Annotated in this window: 14 protein-coding genes; 9 read left to right on the top strand and 5 right to left on the bottom strand. The window is 60.3% G+C overall.

The annotated features are described in order from the left end of the window. Positions 1-220: 220 nt before the first annotated feature. Positions 221-2,509, bottom strand: a complete 2,289-nt coding sequence (gene metE, locus LJX92_RS11195; RefSeq protein ID WP_228309765.1) for a 5-methyltetrahydropteroyltriglutamate--homocysteine S-methyltransferase — start codon at positions 2,507-2,509, stop codon at positions 221-223. Between the two features lie 288 nt (positions 2,510-2,797). On the opposite strand from metE, the gene LJX92_RS11190 reads away from it, so the two are divergent. From LJX92_RS11190 to mddA, 3 genes are all read left to right on the top strand, one after another. After that, positions 2,798-3,895, top strand: coding sequence for a carboxynorspermidine decarboxylase (locus LJX92_RS11190; protein ID WP_103734394.1), 1,098 nt, complete (start codon positions 2,798-2,800; stop codon positions 3,893-3,895). 28 nt (positions 3,896-3,923) lie between these two features. Next, entirely contained in the window at positions 3,924-5,168 is a 1,245-nt protein-coding gene (locus LJX92_RS11185; protein ID WP_032876231.1) for a saccharopine dehydrogenase family protein, read from the top strand. A 188-nt stretch (positions 5,169-5,356) separates the two neighbouring features. Continuing rightward, complete coding sequence (mddA, locus tag LJX92_RS11180) at positions 5,357-6,124, top strand: methanethiol S-methyltransferase (protein ID WP_078821123.1); 768 nt, start codon at positions 5,357-5,359, stop codon at positions 6,122-6,124. A gap of 315 nt (positions 6,125-6,439) precedes the next feature. Here mddA and glsB read toward each other — a convergent pair whose 3' ends face one another. Then, positions 6,440-7,348, bottom strand: coding sequence for a glutaminase B (gene glsB, locus LJX92_RS11175; RefSeq protein WP_103734397.1), 909 nt, complete (start codon positions 7,346-7,348; stop codon positions 6,440-6,442). A gap of 55 nt (positions 7,349-7,403) precedes the next feature. Next, positions 7,404-7,748 carry a hypothetical protein gene (locus tag LJX92_RS11170; protein WP_032876239.1) on the bottom strand — a complete coding sequence of 115 codons (345 nt, stop codon included), beginning with the start codon at positions 7,746-7,748 and terminating at the stop codon, positions 7,404-7,406. A gap of 314 nt (positions 7,749-8,062) precedes the next feature. Between LJX92_RS11170 and LJX92_RS11165 the strand changes: the two genes are divergently transcribed. After that, entirely contained in the window at positions 8,063-9,145 is a 1,083-nt protein-coding gene (locus tag LJX92_RS11165; RefSeq protein WP_228309902.1) for an LLM class flavin-dependent oxidoreductase, read from the top strand. 56 nt (positions 9,146-9,201) lie between these two features. Here the strand turns inward: LJX92_RS11165 and LJX92_RS11160 are convergent, their stop codons facing one another. Beyond that, on the bottom strand, positions 9,202-9,996 hold the full coding sequence (locus tag LJX92_RS11160; protein ID WP_005787679.1) for a class II aldolase/adducin family protein: 795 nt from the start codon (positions 9,994-9,996) through the stop codon (positions 9,202-9,204). Between the two features lie 106 nt (positions 9,997-10,102). Further along, positions 10,103-11,008 (bottom strand): LysR family transcriptional regulator, encoded by a 906-nt coding sequence (locus tag LJX92_RS11155; RefSeq protein WP_228309764.1) that lies wholly within the window; start codon positions 11,006-11,008, stop codon positions 10,103-10,105. A 213-nt stretch (positions 11,009-11,221) separates the two neighbouring features. On the opposite strand from LJX92_RS11155, the gene LJX92_RS11150 reads away from it, so the two are divergent. The 5 genes from LJX92_RS11150 to LJX92_RS11130 all read left to right on the top strand — a co-directional run bounded on the left by LJX92_RS11150 (position 11,222) and on the right by LJX92_RS11130 (position 16,647). Then, positions 11,222-11,833, top strand: a complete 612-nt coding sequence (locus LJX92_RS11150; protein ID WP_103734398.1) for a cysteine dioxygenase — start codon at positions 11,222-11,224, stop codon at positions 11,831-11,833. After that, positions 11,830-13,413: a rhodanese-related sulfurtransferase gene (locus tag LJX92_RS11145; RefSeq protein ID WP_032876248.1), complete on the top strand. Its 1,584-nt coding sequence runs from the start codon at positions 11,830-11,832 to the stop codon at positions 13,411-13,413. The genes LJX92_RS11150 and LJX92_RS11145 overlap by 4 nt, the downstream gene beginning before the upstream one ends. 82 nt (positions 13,414-13,495) lie before the next feature. Continuing rightward, positions 13,496-14,470, top strand: a complete 975-nt coding sequence (locus tag LJX92_RS11140) for an ABC transporter substrate-binding protein (protein ID WP_103734400.1) — start codon at positions 13,496-13,498, stop codon at positions 14,468-14,470. 66 nt (positions 14,471-14,536) lie between these two features. Next, entirely contained in the window at positions 14,537-15,706 is a 1,170-nt protein-coding gene (locus LJX92_RS11135; RefSeq protein WP_228309763.1) for an acyl-CoA dehydrogenase family protein, read from the top strand. Continuing rightward, positions 15,703-16,647 carry a D-isomer specific 2-hydroxyacid dehydrogenase family protein gene (locus LJX92_RS11130; RefSeq protein ID WP_032876254.1) on the top strand — a complete coding sequence of 315 codons (945 nt, stop codon included), beginning with the start codon at positions 15,703-15,705 and terminating at the stop codon, positions 16,645-16,647. The genes LJX92_RS11135 and LJX92_RS11130 overlap by 4 nt, the downstream gene beginning before the upstream one ends. Positions 16,648-16,691 lie beyond the last annotated feature (44 nt).

Genomic DNA, 16,691 nt, shown 5'->3' with positions numbered 1-16,691 from the left:
GGGTACTTTTGCGCTTTTCAAAAGTGAGCCGCTGTAAAAGCGGAACCAATATCAGCCGTTACCGCAGGAATGGATATGTACTCGGTATAACTGTGTCGGCTGTCAGGCCGCCATCGGGAGCAAGCCCCCTCCCACATTTAGATCCTGGGGTGTCAGGTAGAGATGCTTCGGCTGTCAGGCCGCCACGGGGGCAAGCCCCCTCCCACACTTGCAGACAATATCAGGCCAATTCGGCGCGCAGTTGGCGGGCGGCGGTGACCATGTGAATGAGCGCCGCCTCCGTCTCCGGCCAACCGCGGGTCTTCAAGCCGCAATCGGGGTTGACCCACAAACGCTCTGCCGGAATCCGCTTGGCGGCCTTGCGCAGCAAGTTAGCCATCTGCGATACATCCGGCACCCGTGGCGAGTGGATGTCATACACACCGGGGCCGATGTCGTTCGGGTAGTCAAAGGCTTCAAAGGCATCAAGCAACTCCATGTCCGAACGCGACGTTTCGATGGTAATCACGTCGGCATCCATCGCTGCGATCGACTCGATCACATCGTTGAACTCGCTGTAGCACATGTGAGTGTGGATCTGGGTTTCGTCGCGCACACCGCAGGCGCACAGGCGGAACACTTCAGTAGCCCAGTCCAGGTAGTGTTGCCACTGCGCCTGGCGTAACGGCAACCCTTCGCGGAACGCGGCTTCGTCGATCTGCACGATCTTGATGCCAGCGGCTTCCAGGTCCACCACTTCGTCACGAATCGCCAGGGCCAGTTGCCGGGCCTGCACTTCGCGGCTCACATCTTCCCGTGGGAACGACCACATCAGCATCGTTACCGGGCCGGTCAACATGCCCTTCAATACCTTGTCGGTCAGCCCCTGGGCGTAGCGGATCCACTCCACGGTCATGGCTTTCGGGCGGCTCAGGTCACCGAAGATCACTGCCGGCTTCACGCAACGAGAACCGTAGCTCTGCACCCAGCCGAAACGAGTGAACGCGTAGCCATCCAGTTGTTCGGCGAAGTACTCGACCATGTCGTTACGCTCGGCCTCACCGTGCACCAGCACATCCAGGCCGAGGTTTTCCTGCACCTGGACAGCGTGCTTGATCTCGCTGTGCATGGCTTCGACGTATTCGGCCTCGCTCAACTTGCCAGCCTTGTACGACTGGCGCGCCAGGCGGATCGACGCGGTCTGCGGGAACGAACCGATGGTGGTGGTCGGGAACAGTGGCAGGTTCAGGCCGGCGCGCTGCTTCTCGATACGCTGGGCAAATGGCGACTGGCGCTGGCTGTCCTGCTCGGTGATGGCGGCGACGCGGGCTTGTACGGCAGGCTTGTGGATCCGTGTCGATGCCTGGCGAGCAACCTGTACGGCACGGCTTTCAGCCAGGGCGGCAAGTACAGCGGGTGCCTCGGGCTGGTCGACAGCTTGGGCCAGCAGCGCCACTTCTTCGCACTTTTGCACGGCAAAGGCCAGCCAGCTTTTCAACTCGGCATCCAACTTGTCTTCACGGCCCAGGTCGACCGGGCTGTGCAGTAACGAGCAGGACGCCGCGACCCACAGGCGATCGCCGAGCTTCTCATGGGCATGCTGCAACGTGGCCAGGGCCTTCTCCAGGTCGCAACGCCACACGTTGCGGCCATTGACCACGCCCAGGGACAACACCTTATAGGCCGGCAAGCGATCCAGGATGGTCGGGTACTGTTCCGGTGCTCTCACCAGATCGATGTGCAGGCCATCCACCGGCAAGTTGGCCGCCAGGCCGAGATTTTCTTCCAGGCCACCGAAGTAGGTAGCCACCAGTTTTTTCAGCGGGTCCCGCTGGATCAGGTTATAGGCACGCTCAAACGCGTTCTTCCAGTCCTGCGGCAAGTCGAGCACCAGGATCGGCTCATCAATCTGCACCCACTCAACGCCCAGGTCCGCCAGGCGCTGGAAGATCTGCCCGTACAGCGGCAGCAAGCGCTCAAGCAGATCAAGCTTGTCAAAAGCGTCGCCCTTGGCCTTGCCCAGCCACAGGTAGGTCAGTGGGCCAATGACGACAGGCTTGACGGTGTGGCCCAGGTCACGGGCTTCCTTGACCTCTTCGAACAGTTGATCCCAACCCAGGTGGAACTGCTGATCGGCGCTGAACTCCGGCACCAAATAGTGATAGTTGGTATCAAACCACTTGGTCATCTCCTGGGCGTGAGCACCGCCGCAGCAGTTGTCACTGACGCCGCGAGCCATGGCGAACAAGGTGTGCAACGTGGCGTGGCCATCGGCCGGGCGGAAACGCTCGGGGATCACGCCAAACATCAGCGAGTGAGTCAGCACCTGGTCGTACCAGGCGAAATCACCAGCAGGCAGCAGTTCAATACCAGCCTGTTTTTGCAGCGCCCAATGGGTCTTGCGCAGGTCACGGCCAACGGCGCGCAGGCCGGCTTCGTCGAGCTCGCCTTTCCAGAACGCTTCCTGCGCTTTTTTCAGTTCACGATCGCGTCCAATGCGCGGAAATCCGAGGGAATGAGCGACTGCCATGACGTAAAGCTCCAATGTCGATGTTTATGGCGCTCATTGTCGGCAGTCGGCAATAGTGAGACAAACTCATTTAATTCTAGATCATCACAAGATCCATTCATGTTCGTACGACTGCGCATTGCCCATAACCGCACTGGCAGTTATTACCGTCATCCTAACGAACGGTCACACTCGTTCCGTATGCTTAAACGCAAGCGCGCAATTTCCGCCCGCTAACCTTTCGATCTGCCCCAAGTGCGGGCACAATGCGTGTCCTTTTTTGGCAGGCACCGCCGCAGGCTCTCAAAAATGATCAAAACGCCGTACTACCTCATCGATAAACAGAAGCTTCTGGTCAACATGCAGAAGATTGCCTACGTGCGCGAGCAGTCCGGCGCCAAGGCTCTGCTGGCGCTCAAGTGTTTTGCCACTTGGTCGGTGTTCGACTTGATGCAGCAATACATGGACGGCACCACCTCGTCGTCGCTGTACGAGTTGAAGCTCGGTCGCCAGAAGTTCGAAGGTGAAGCGCACGCCTACAGCGTGGCCTGGGCCGACGATGAAATCGAAGAGATGCTCGAGAACTGCGACAAGATCATCTTCAACTCCATCAGCCAGCTGCAGCGCTTTGCCGAGCGCAGCGAAGGCAAGACCCGTGGCCTGCGCGTAAACCCGCAGGTGAGCAGCTCCGATTACCTGCTGGCCGACCCTGCGCGCCCGTTCAGCCGCCTGGGCGAGTGGGACCCGGTGAAGATCGATGCCGTGATCGATCAGATCTCCGGCTTCATGTTCCACAACAACTGCGAGAACGGCGACTTCAGCCTGTTCGACAAGATGCTCGGCACCATCGAGGAACGCTTCGGTGAGCTGCTGCACAAGGTCAAATGGGTCAGCCTCGGCGGCGGCATCCATTTCACCGGTGAAGGCTATGCGCTGGACGCGTTCTGCGCACGCTTGAAGGCGTTTTCCGAGAAGTACGGCGTGCAGGTGTACCTGGAACCCGGCGAAGCAGCGATCACTAATAGCGCCTCCCTGGAAGTCACCGTGCTCGACACCCTCTACAACGGCAAGAACCTCGCCGTAGTAGACAGCTCCATCGAAGCCCACCTGCTGGACCTGCTGATCTATCGCCTCAACGCCAAGCTGGCGCCGAGCGAGGGCGAACATACCTACATGGTGTGCGGCAAATCCTGCCTGGCCGGGGACATCTTCGGCGAGTATCAATTTGATCGTCCGCTGGCCATCGGCGATCGACTGTCGTTCATCGACACCGCGGGCTACACCATGGTCAAGAAAAATTGGTTCAACGGCCTGAAAATGCCGTCCATCGTAGTGAAACAACTCGACGGTACAGTCGAGGTGGTTCGTGAATTTGGTTACGACGACTACCTGTCCAGCCTTTCCTAAGCTGGCGGATATAGGAGAAATAAAGCAATTGAAAAAGAACGTTCTTATCATTGGTGCAGGAGGTGTCGCCAAGGTGGTGGCCCACAAGTGCGCGCAGCACAACGACGAACTCGGTCGTATTGCTATCGCGTCGCGCAACATCTCCAAATGCCAGGCCATCATCGACAGCGTCAAGGCCAAGGGTAGCCTCAAGGTACCCGCCGATATCCAGGCCTTTGCGCTGAACGCCCTGGACGTGGAAGCGACCAAGGCCCTGATCCGCGAGACCGAGTCGCAGATCGTCATCAACGTAGGTTCCGCGTTTCTCAACATGTCGGTGCTGCGTGCCTGCATCGACACGGGCGTTGCCTACCTCGACACCGCCATCCACGAAGAGCCGGGCAAGGTCTGCGAGACCCCGCCGTGGTACGGCAACTACGAATGGAATCACCTGGAAGAATGCAAACAGAAGAACATCACCGCCATCCTTGGCGTGGGCTTCGACCCGGGTGTCGTCAACGCGTACGCCGCGCTGGCGCAGCAACAGCATTTCGACCGCATTGATTCGATCGACATTCTCGACGTCAATGCCGGCTCCCATGGCAAATACTTCGCCACCAATTTCGATCCGGAAATCAACTTCCGCGAATTCACCGGGCAGGTGTGGAGCTGGCAGAACAGCCAGTGGACCAGCAACACCATGTTCGAAGTCAAACGTACCGACGACCTGCCGGTAGTCGGCTCGCAAAACCTCTACCTCACCGGCCACGATGAAGTGCACTCGCTGTCGAAAAACCTCGACGTGCCCAACGTGCGGTTCTGGATGAGCTTTGGCGAGCACTACATCAACGTGTTCACCGTGCTGAAAAACCTCGGCCTGCTCTCGGAAAAACCGGTCAAGACCGCCGAAGGCCTGGAAGTGGTGCCGTTGAAAGTGGTCAAGGCCGTGCTGCCCGACCCGTCATCGCTTGCCCCGGGCTACACCGGCAAGACCTGCATCGGCGACCTGGTCAAAGGCACCAAAGGCGGCCAGCCACGCGAGATGTTCATCTACAACGTGGCCTGCCATGAAGAAGCCTTTGCCGAGACCGACAGCCAGGGCATCTCCTACACCGCAGGCGTACCACCGGTAGCCGCAGCGCTGCTGGTTGCGCGTGGTGAATGGGATGTGAAGCACATGGCCAACGTCGAGGAACTGCCGGCTGAGCCGTTCCTGAAAGCGCTGGACGTGATGGGCTTACCGACTCGGATCAAGGACGAGAACGGTGATCGGGCTTGGGATGCGATTGCCTGAATAGGTGATTGCTGACTGACAAAAAATGCGCCCCCAGGGCGCATTTTTTGTTTGGGCAAGCACACCACAATCCACGCAAGATAATCGCCAATCCATCTAAGCAACTGTCAATTCTCACAGGTTAAGGGCCGCACAAATTCCACTAGTCTGACTCACTTATCCCCTCACCATGTGCGAAAGGAATCGTCATGAGTCCGCAAAAACAAACCAACGACCTCACGGTACATCTGGCCTGGCTGCTCTACAGCATTGCCTGCTATCTGATTTTCCTGACCGTGTTTTTATACCTTATAGGCTTCACTGGTAGCGTGCTGGTGCCCAAAGCCATTAACGATGGGCAACCTGTCAACTGGCCGCTTGCAGCGCTGAGTAACGGCCTGCTGATGATTCTGTTCGCTGCCCAGCATAGCCTCATGGCACGTAGAAGCTTCAAGAACACAATGACCACACTCATTCCCCCCGTGGCTGAACGTTCCACCTATGTGCTGCTCAGCAGCCTGGTGCTTGGGTTGATGTTCTGGCTGTGGCAACCCATTCCATACACCGTCTGGGAGGTTGAAGCGGCTTGGGCCAAGGCACTGTTGTCAGGTGTGTTCTGGCTGGGCTGGGGCATGGTGTTGCTGGCAACCTTCCTGATCAGTCACTTCGAGCTGTTCGGGTTAAAACAGGCCGTTGATCATTGGCGAAACACCCCACAAAAGGCGGCGATATTTAAAACGCCGCTGTTCTACCGTGTCGTGCGTCACCCGATGTACCTGGGATTTTTGATCGCTTTCTGGGCAACCCCGCATATGACGGCAGGCCATCTGTTGTTTGCGCTGGGGATGTCGGTTTATTTGTTCGTGGGTGCCCGTTTCGAAGAAAGGGATCTGGTGCAGCTGTTTGGTGAGCGGTATCGACGCTACAGGCGTGAGGTGGGCATGATTGTGCCGCGCCTCAAAAAGCCACGTCGCTAGATTCCTGCAGGAGCGAGTTTGCTCGCGAAGATCGTCAAGGATGACGCAGGCAGCCTGGATGAACGCTGGGCATCTGCCGGATGCTGAAGGCGCGCAGTTGCTGGTAGACAAACTCCTGGATGAAGCCTGCCCCGCCACATAAAGCCAGGCCGTACACCACTCCCCAAAACACTGAAGATGCAAATGTGGGAGGGGGCTTGCTCCCGATAGCGGTGCGTCAGTCAATTAATTTATATCTGACACACGGCGATCGGGAGCAAGCCCCCTCTCACATTGTGTTTTTATAGCGCCTGTTGATCAGCGTTCCACTCGCCCCTAGAACACCGACCACCCAATCCGCTCACTCAACAATTCCAACGCCTTCATCCCCGCCAGCGAGTTCCCTGCCGCGTTCAACTCCGGCGACCACACGCACACCGTAAACTGCCCCGGTACCACCGCGACGATCCCCCCGCCTACCCCGCTCTTGCCCGGCAACCCAACGCGATAGGCAAAATTGCCCGCCTCGTCATACAGCCCGCTGGTGGCCATGATCGAGTTGACCTGCTTGGTCTGGCGCGCTGTCAAAATCTGCTCGCCACTGTGGGCACTCACGCCTTCATTGGCCAAGAAACTGAAGGCCCGGGCCAAGTCCAGGCAGCTCATCTGCAGCGCGCAATAGTTGAAGTAGCTGTGCAGCACCGCGTCCACATCGTTATGGAAGTTGCCGAAGGATTTCATCAGGTAGGCCATGGCCGCATTGCGCGCACCGTGCTGGGCTTCGGATTCGGCGACCACGCTATTGACCAGGATCTGCGGGTTACCCGACAGGCGCCGTACAAAGTCGCGCATCGACAAGATCGGCACCGCAAAGCGCGATTGGTTGATGTCGCAGATCACCAGAGCGCCGGCATTGATAAACGGATTGCGCGGGCGGCCGCGTTCGAATTCCAGTTGCACCATGGAGTTGAACGGTTGCCCTGAGGGCTCATGGCCCAGGCGTTCCCAGATGCTTTCGCCGCCGTGATCGATGGCCTGCACCAGGCTGAAGACCTTGGAGATGCTTTGCACCGAGAACAGTGTGTCGGCATCACCGGCGCTGTAAGCCGTGCCATCGTTGCCGTAGACCGCAATGCCCAGTTGGTCGGCGGGCACGTCGGCCAGCGCAGGGATGTAGTCGGCCACTTTGCCGAGGCCGATCAGGGGGCGCACTTCGTCGAGAATCGACTCGAGCAGCGCCTGCATATCTTGTCCTGTCATCTTTGTTTGAATCAGTGAAAAACCAGGCGCGCAGGATACGTCAATGGGCGCGGAAGCCCCACACAATCTCTACCACCCGCTCGGCAACCACCACGTACACCAGGATCAACAACAGTTGTAGCGCCAGGTGATAGCGCAACTTGGCCAGCCTTCGAATGCCGTCACTGACGTTCAGCAACATCAACAGCGTCGACAGGATAATCAACCCCCAACCGGCGACGTTGGAGGCGAACACCCCGATAAACAACTCCTGTTGCCCCACCAGCGTATTGGTCCCCGCTGCGAACAACAGCGCGCACACCAGCAGGTTCTTTACGTTGTCGAAGATCTGTGTGCTCAGGTCGTTGTCCAGCAACGCCAGATATCGCGTCCATAACGTGCGCATACTTGAGTACCGATTGGGAGGGCTCGTCACTCAAGGTAGTTCATTTGCAGGCGCTGTCGAGCCAAGGCGAGGCATTAGAAATGCGCCACGTCCGAGAACAGTTTTTTAGAGGCCTTATCTATAAACGCTCTCCATTTGAGATCGAAGCCAAAAAACAGCTTCTATAATAATCAATCATAATTATTCTTTAATTTTATAATTAGGTTAGAACCAATCGGCATTTTACAGATTCGCCCGTGAGCCCTACTTTCATGCGACGGACCGACCCCCTGCCCGGTGGAGGCTTGTTTACCGACCTCGACAAGGACCTGACCATGAGCATCGAATTCATCGGCTATATCGGCGGCCATCACGCCTCGGAAATCCACCCGCGCAGCGGCCCGACTCTGCAACCGGACTACGTTGAAAGCGTCGCCCGTGCCCACGAAACGGCGGGGTTCGACCGCGCCCTGGTGGCATTCCATTCCAACAGCCCGGACAGCACGTTGATCGCGGCCCATGCGGCCAGCGTCACCACCCGACTGCAATTTCTTATCGCCCACCGCCCGGGCTTTGCCCAGCCCACCCTGGCTGCCCGCCAGTTCGCCACGCTGGATGTGTTCAACGGAGGGCGTACCGCCGTGCACATCATCACCGGTGGCGATGACAACGAACTGCGTGCCGATGGCAGTCATATCGGCAAGGATGAACGCTATGCGCGCACCGACGAGTACCTGAGCGTGGTGCGCCAGGAATGGACCAGCGAGCATCCCTTCGACTTCACCGGCACGTACTACCAAGTGCAAGGCGCGCACTCCACGGTGAAGTCGCCGCAACAACCGCATATTCCACTGTACTTTGGCGGTTCCTCAGCTGCTGCGATCGCAGTGGCCGGCAAGCACGCGGATGTGTATGCGCTGTGGGGGGAGACCTATGAACAGGTACGCGAAGTGGTGACCCAGGTGCGGGCAGAAGCGGCCAGGCACGGGCGTACGATTCGCTTCAGTTTGTCTCTACGGCCGATCCTCGCCGAGACCGAGGAACTGGCGTGGCAACGTGCCGAGCAGATTCTGCAGCAGGCCACAGCACTGGCCGAGCAGCATGGCTTTGTGCGCCGTGAACCGCCGAATGAAGGCTCGCGGCGGTTGCTGGCGGCGGCGGCACAGGGGTCGCGGCTGGATAAGCGTTTGTGGACCGGGATCGCCGGGTTGCTCGGGGCGCAGGGCAACTCCACTTCGTTGGTGGGCACCGCAGAACAAGTTGCAGAGGCACTGTTGGATTACTACGACCTGGGGATTACCACTTTCCTGATTCGCGGGTTTGATCCGCTCAATGATGCGATCGACTATGGCAAGAAGTTGATTCCCCTCACCCGCGAGTTGGTCGCAGAGAGGGAACAGGCCCAGCAAGTGGCTTAAGAACAATGTGGGGGGGGCTTGCTCCCTCCCACATTTGATTTGCTGCGCACTCAGGATCAGTTCTTGTAGTCGGTATCAGTGCGCTCCAACTGGCGTACCAGCGCATTCCAATGCCGTGCCACGCCCGGCCCTTCCCCATTGCTGAACACCTTGGCCTGCTGCTCGACCTTGGCTACCACCTCTGCGGGCGGGAAAACCAACTCGGCATTCCCCGCCGCCTGCGCAGCAATCTGGATATTGCACGCGCGCTCCAGGCCTTGCAGTTGCTGAAAGGCGTGCTCGACGCTGACACCCGCCGTCAACAAGCCATGGTTACGCAGGATCATCACGCTCTTGTCGCCCAAATCCGCGACCAGCCGCTCGCGCTCGTCCAGGTCCAGGGCCACGCCTTCATAGCCGTGGTAGGCCACGCGCCCTGAGAACGCAATGGCGTGCTGGGAGATCGGCAGCAAGCCGCCCTTCTGCGCCGACACGGCAATGCCGTCGCGGGTATGGGTGTGCAGCACCGCTTGCAAATCGTGGCGCGCGCCGTGAATGGCACTGTGGATCACATAACCGGCGTAGTTGATGCCAAGGCCCGTAGGGTCATCGACGAGAGTGCCGTCCAGATCGACCTTAACCAGGTTGGACGCAGTGATTTCATCGAACAACAGCCCAAAGGCGTTAATCAGGAAATGCTCATCGGGCCCCGGCACACGGGCCGAGAAATGGGTATAGATATGGTCGGTCCACTTGTACAGGGCCGCCAGGCGATAGGCGGCGGCCAGTTTGACACGCACCTCCCATTCCTCTGGCGTAACACGTTGGCGGACAGTATTGGAAACACTCGATAGCGAGGTGACGCTGCTCATGACAAAACTTCCTGGATGGCCTTAAGGACGTCAGGCCAGCCTAGGGGAAGCAAAAAAATAATAAAAAGCACATTTTAATCTAAGCTAATTATTATTTTTTTTCATATCACGCCACTTCCCGAACCTTATGCAAAGAAGCCGCCACCCATTGCCCGAACGCATTCACCGGCCCTTGCAGGTTGCCGAGAAAGTGCGGATAGATCAGCCACAAATCCATCACCGGTTTGAAATCCTTGAGCGGCATCACTGCCAGGTGCTCGCGCTGAGCGCTGCGTTCCAGCAACGGACGTGGCACCAGGCCAAGGCCCAGCCCATCCGCCACCAGACCCAGTTGCAACTCGGTGCCGAAGGTTTCCAGGTTGACCCGCAACGCCAGGCCCTGGTCCGACAAGGTGCGCTGCAACCCGGCACGGAAGCCGCAACCATCCGGGTTGAGGATCCAGCCGTTCTGGTACACGTCCGCCAGCTTGCAAGGCTTCTTCGGCAGCTGCGCCTTGGCACAGACCACCACCAGTTCCATCTTGCCGATGGACTCGCCGACAACGTTGTCCGGGAAAATCTTGCCCGCCGGGAACAACGCCACCGCCGCATCCAGTTCGCCGCGTTCGATCTTGCCGACCAATTGGCTGCCCCAGCCGGTGGCAACCTGGGCGCGCAGGTCGGCGTATTCAGTGCGCAGGTGCTTGAGCGCATCCAGCAACACCACATCGCCAATGGTTTGCGGGACGCCCAGGCGTAACACGCCGGTGGGCGGTGCATCGGTGGCCACCAGTTCGCGCAGGGCATCCATCTCACGCAAGATCAGCCGGCATTGTTCATAGACGCGGGTGCCGATCAGCGTCGGCTTGAGGGGTTTGGTGTTGCGGTCGAACAGCTCCACCCCCAGCGCCTGCTCGAAGTTCTGCACACGGCGGGTAATAGCCGGCTGGGTCAGTTGCAACGACTCGGCGGCATGGCTGATGGACTGGCAACGAATCACTTCGACAAAGGCATCGATATCGTCAATTTTCATTTGGGCCGCACATAGAGATCAGTCATTAAGATGTGCGTGAAGCATAGTTGTCGCGCACCGCTCTGGATAGCCCGCCTTGGGATCGATAACGTCTAACGCTATTCACGTCGGTTCTAAATTACCTGTGGCTATAAGCTAATCATTAAAAAATAGCATATTAACCTTAAACATTATGCTTATATAAACCCATCACAACAGCACGATGGAATGGTCATGCCCCAGGCCCGACACCCCGAGAGACTCAGAGCCTTCATAGGCGCCCTGGCGGAATTGATCGACGCCAACCCACGTGAAGGCGACCTGCTGCACCGCGGCGGCAAGCTGCTGGCGCAACTGGTCAGCCATGATGACTGGCTCCCCGACGAGTTCGCCCAGCCCGATCCCAAGCGCTATCAGCAATTTTTGCTGCATGCCGATTCGCGCCAGCGTTTCAGCCTGGTCAGTTTTGTGTGGGGGCCAGGGCAAAGCACGCCGATTCATGACCATCGGGTGTGGGGGCTGATCGGCATGTTGCGGGGCGCTGAGTTTTCCCAGGGCTTTGCTCGTGCGCCCGACGGCAGCCTGGTGGCGCAAGGCTCACCCGTCCAGCTGCTGCCGGGCCAGGTCGAGGCGGTATCGCCCAAGATCGGCGATATCCATCAGGTCAGCAATGCCCACCGCGATCAGGTGTCCATCAGCATCCATGTATACGGCGCTAATATCGGTGCGGTACGCCGTGCGGTGTACCAGCCCGACGGCAGCGAAAAATTGTTTATCTCCGGTTATTCCAACGCCACGCTCCCGAACATCTGGGACCTGTCCAAAGAAAAGAGCCCTGCCCTATGACCACCGTATCGACCCGCAGCTTTGCCCAGATTCGTCAGGCCCTGTTGGACCGTGAGGAGCTGGCGTTGATCGACGTGCGTGAAGAAGCGCCGTTTGCCGAGTCCCACCCGTTGTTCGCCGCCAATATCCCGCTGTCCAAGCTGGAACTGGAGGTGTACGCACGCATTCCACGCCGCGATACCCAGGTCACCCTGTATGACAACGGTGAAGGGCTGGCCAGCCGCGCTGCCGAACGTCTACTTGAGCTGGGCTACACCCAGGTCAGCCTGCTTGAGGGGGGACTGGACGGGTGGCGCCGCGCGGGTGGCGAGCTGTTTATCGACGTCAACGTGCCGAGCAAAGCCTTTGGCGAGCTGGTGGAAAGCCAGCGCCACACGCCATCCCTGGCCGCCGAAGAAGTCCAGGCCCTGCTCGACAGCCAGGCCGATATGGTGGTGCTCGATGCCCGCCGTTTCGACGAATACCAGACCATGAGTATTCCAACCGGTATCAGCGTGCCGGGTGCCGAGCTGGTCTTGCGCGCCCGCGAACTGGCGCCAGACCCGGCCACGCGCATTATCGTCAACTGCGCCGGGCGCACCCGCAGCATTATTGGTACCCAGTCGTTGATCAATGCCGGCCTTCCCAACCCGGTCGCGGCGCTACGCAACGGCACCATCGGCTGGACCCTGGCCGGGCAAACACTTGCCCACAGCCAAGCCCGCCGCTTCGCGCCAACGCCAGAGGAACATCGCCAACCCGCCGCCGAGGCTGCACGCCGCGTTGCCGACAAGGCCCGTGTCGGCCGCGCCACCCTTGACGATCTACACCACTGGCAGCAGGACACGACGCGCACCACCTACCTGTTCGATGTGCGCACCCCGGAAGAATTCGAAGCCGGGCACCTGCCCGGGGCACGCGCCACACCCGGCGGGCAACTGGTGCAGGAAACCGACCACGTCGCCAGCGTACGCGGTGCGCGCCTGGTGCTGGTCGATGATGACGGCGTGCGTGCCAATATGTCCGCCTCCTGGCTGGCTCAGTTGGGTTGGCAAGTGCATGTGCTGGATGACCTGCAAGCCGAGCACTTCAGCGAACGCGGCGGGTGGGTCGCGCCAGTGCCTGCGCCACCCCAGGCCGAACTGATCAGCCCGCACACCCTCGCCGACTGGCTGGGCCATGGTGACACCGTGGTGCTGGACTTCACCGCGAGCGCCAATTACGTCAAACGCCATATCCCCGGTGCCTGGTGGGTGCTGCGTGCGCAACTGCCCCAGGCCCTGGCCAAGGTGCCGCGTGCCCAGCGCTACGTATTGACCTGCGGCAGCAGCCAATTGGCACGCCTGGCGGTGGCCGAGGTGCAAGCGCTGACCGGCCAGCAGGTGTTCGTGTTGCAGGACGGCACTGCCGCCTGGATCGCCGCGCAACTGCCCCTGGAGGAAGGCGAAACCCACCTCGCCTCACCGCGTATCGACCGCTACCGTCGCCCCTACGAAGGCACCGACAACCCACGGGAAGCCATGCAGGCTTACCTGGATTGGGAGTTCGGCCTGGTCGAGCAACTGGCCCGCGACGGCACCCATGGTTTCTACGTGATCTGACCTGCTGCTGCATCGTTTTCGCCTATCCGACCCCTTCTCCAGGTGGAGGTATCCCCCTTATCCAACGCCTGGAGTGTGTCCCATGCTGTACGCCATCCCTTTCAAACACCTGCTACTGGGCGCCGCCCTGGCCCTCGGCCTGCTGTCCAGCGTACAGGCTGCTGACCTGCAACCGCTGCGCGTGGCCAACCAGAAATCCACGATCAAGGCGCTGCTGCAAGCCTCTGGCGAAACCCGCAACGTGCCCTACGAAATCAAGTGGTCGGAATTCCCCTCGGCCTCGCCCTTGGGCGAAGCGCTGAATGCCGGCGCCGTGGATGTCGGCGCGCTTGGTGACGCTCCTTATGTGTTCGCTCTGGGCGCCGGCGCGTCGCTCAAAGTGATCAGCATCATCCATGCACAAGGGCGTAACACCACCGCGCTGCTGGTGCCCAAGGACTCGCCGATCAAGACCGCGGCCGATCTCAAAGGCAAAAAAATCGTCACCGGGCGCGGCTCCATCGGGCATTACCTGGCGATCAGGGCCCTGAACGATGCGGGCCTGAGCACTCAGGATGTGCAGTTCATATTCCTGCTGCCTGCCGAATCGCGGCTGGTGCTGGACAACGGCACTGCAGACGCCTGGGCCACCTGGGACCCGTACACCACCGTGGTCACCTCACAGAGCAACGCTCGCGTGCTGGTCAGCGGTAAACACGTGCTGAGCAATCACCTGTACTTCGCTGCGACCGGCCAGGCCATTGCCGACAAGCGCGCGCAACTGGACGACTTTGTCGCACGGGTTGACCGCGCCTACGCTTGGGCCAACGCCCACCCCGATGAGTATGCCGCCGCCCAGGCCAGGATCACCGGCTTGCCGCTGGCCGTGCATATCGAAGTGGCCAAGGACACTCACCTGTCGCCGGTCGCGATTGACGACGCAGTGATCAGCGGCCTGCAAGCCACCGCCGACACGTATGTAAAAGAGGGACTGCTGCCCAATCGCATCGATGTCTCCCAAGGCTTCGACCCAAGCTTTAACGCCAAGCGTGCCACCCTCGACCAGGCCTCGCGCTAAAGAGGGATGCAGTGCGAGCCCCGCTCAAGGCTAGACACCCTCCCACACTTGACCGAGTACATGCTGATGACTCACTCGTCTCTACGCGCTGTAGACGTCGTCGATTTCGACACCACGCTCACCCGCCTCAGCGCCGAACTGGCCGGGACCGCTCATGCCTATGACGAAAGCGGCGCCTTCCCCCACGCCAACTTCAACCTGTTGCACCAACACGGCCTGGTCGCCCTCACCGTCCCCAGCGCCCTCGGCGGCGGCGGTGCCAGCCTGGCACAGGCGCGCAAGGCCATCAGCGCCGTCGCCAAGGGCGAGCCCTCCACGGCGCTGATCCTGGTGATGCAGTACCTGCAACACGCCCGCCTGCAAGACAGCAAAACCTGGCCCCGGCACCTGCGGGTACGCGTCGCCGAGGACGCGGTGCGCAACGGTGCGCTGATCAATGCCCTGCGCGTCGAGCCGGACCTGGGCACACCGGCCCGTGGCGGTTTACCCGCCACCACCGCCGTGCGCACCGTTGACGGCTGGCGTATCAGCGGGCGCAAACTCTACTCCACCGGCAGCCATGGCTTGAGCTGGTTCAGCGTATGGGCGCGCAGCGACGACGCAGACCCGCTGGTGGGCGCCTGGCTGGTGGCCAAGGACAGCCCCGGCGTGAGCATCATCGACACCTGGGATCACCTGGGTATGCGCGCCACTTGCAGCCACGAGGTGGTGCTCGACAACGTACTGGTGCCACTGGACCACGCCGTCAGCGTCAGCCCCTTTAGCGCGCCGCAACCGGAACTGGATGGCGAAGGCTTGCTGTGGATGTCAGTGCTGCTGTCGTCGGTTTACGACGCGGTAGCCCAGGCGGCGCGGGACTGGTTGGTGAATTGGCTGCAAGAGCGCAAGCCATCCAACCTGGGTGCTGCGCTGTCCACTTTGCCGCGCTTTCAGGAAACCGTCGGCCATATCGACACCTTGCTGTTCGCCAATCGCAGCCTGCTTGAGGCTGCCGCTCAAGGCCACACGCCGACCGCCAACGCCGCACAATTGAAATACCTGGTGACCGGTAACGCGATCCGCGCCGTCGAGCTGGCCATCGAAGCCTCGGGCAACCCAGGCTTGTCACGCCATAGCCCACTGCAACGGCATTACCGCGATGTGCTGTGCAGCCGCGTGCATACCCCACAAAACGACGCCGTGCTGCAAGGTGTCGGCAGAGCCGTGTTTACCCAACACCAGAAGGAGCGCCCATGAGCCACGTGATAATTGCCAGCCAGTTGGACGAAGACTTCAACCAGGTCATTCGCGAACGACTGGCGCCGCTGCACCCCCAAGCTCAGGTGATCGGTGTGCCGGTGGGTGCGCCGAACGACCTGCCACCCCAGGCCAATATCCTGCTGTTGCGCCCGATCAATGTGCGCGGCTATATCGCCCCCGACACGCCCCCACCGGGCTGGCCCTACGGCGCGCAATGGGTGCACCTGGTGTCATCGGGCATCGACTTCTACCCGCAGTGGCTGTTCAACGGCCCGCCTGTGAGCACGTCCCGGGGCAGCGCGGCCGACAACCTGGCCGAATTCGCCCTGGCAGCAATCTTTGCCGCCGCCAAACATCTGCCGGACATCTGGGTGAAAGACTCGCAGTGGAATTTCACCGCCCTGCGCCCGCTCAAAGGTACCACCCTGGGTATCTTGGGCTTTGGGGCGATTGGCGAAAGCCTGGCGCAAAAAGCCCTGGGCCTTGGCCTCAAGGTGATCGCGCTGCGTCAGAGCCAGGCTCCGTTCAGCGCCGGCGTGGAGGCCGCCACTGACATCCACGACCTGTTCGCCCGCGCCGACCACCTGGTGGTGGCGGCACCACTGACCGAGGCAACGCGGCACGTTATCAACCGTGACGTGCTGGGCAGCGCCAAGCCGGGGCTGCACCTGATCAACATCGCACGCGGTGGCTTGCTGGATCAGGAGGCGCTGCTGGAGGCGCTGGATAACGGGCAGATCGGGCTGGCATCGCTCGACGTGACCGAGCCGGAGCCGTTGCCGGACGGGCATCCGCTGTATACCCATCCCAGGGTGCGGTTGTCGCCGCATACGTCGGCGATTTCTACCAACAGCAAGGAGGAGATTGCGGATACGTTCCTGGCGAATCTGGAGCGGTATGTGGCGGGCCTTGAATTAACCAACGTAGCAAACGCCTGACGCTATTCAAAGTACAGGAGCTGGCTTGCCTGCTCCCACACTTA

The sequence above is a fragment of the Pseudomonas sp. HN8-3 genome (assembly GCF_020790195.1).
Taxonomy (GTDB): Bacteria; Pseudomonadota; Gammaproteobacteria; order Pseudomonadales; family Pseudomonadaceae; genus Aquipseudomonas; species Aquipseudomonas synxantha_A.
Note: the sequence above shows the minus strand (reverse complement) of the source record. Positions and strands in the feature narration are given on the sequence as shown.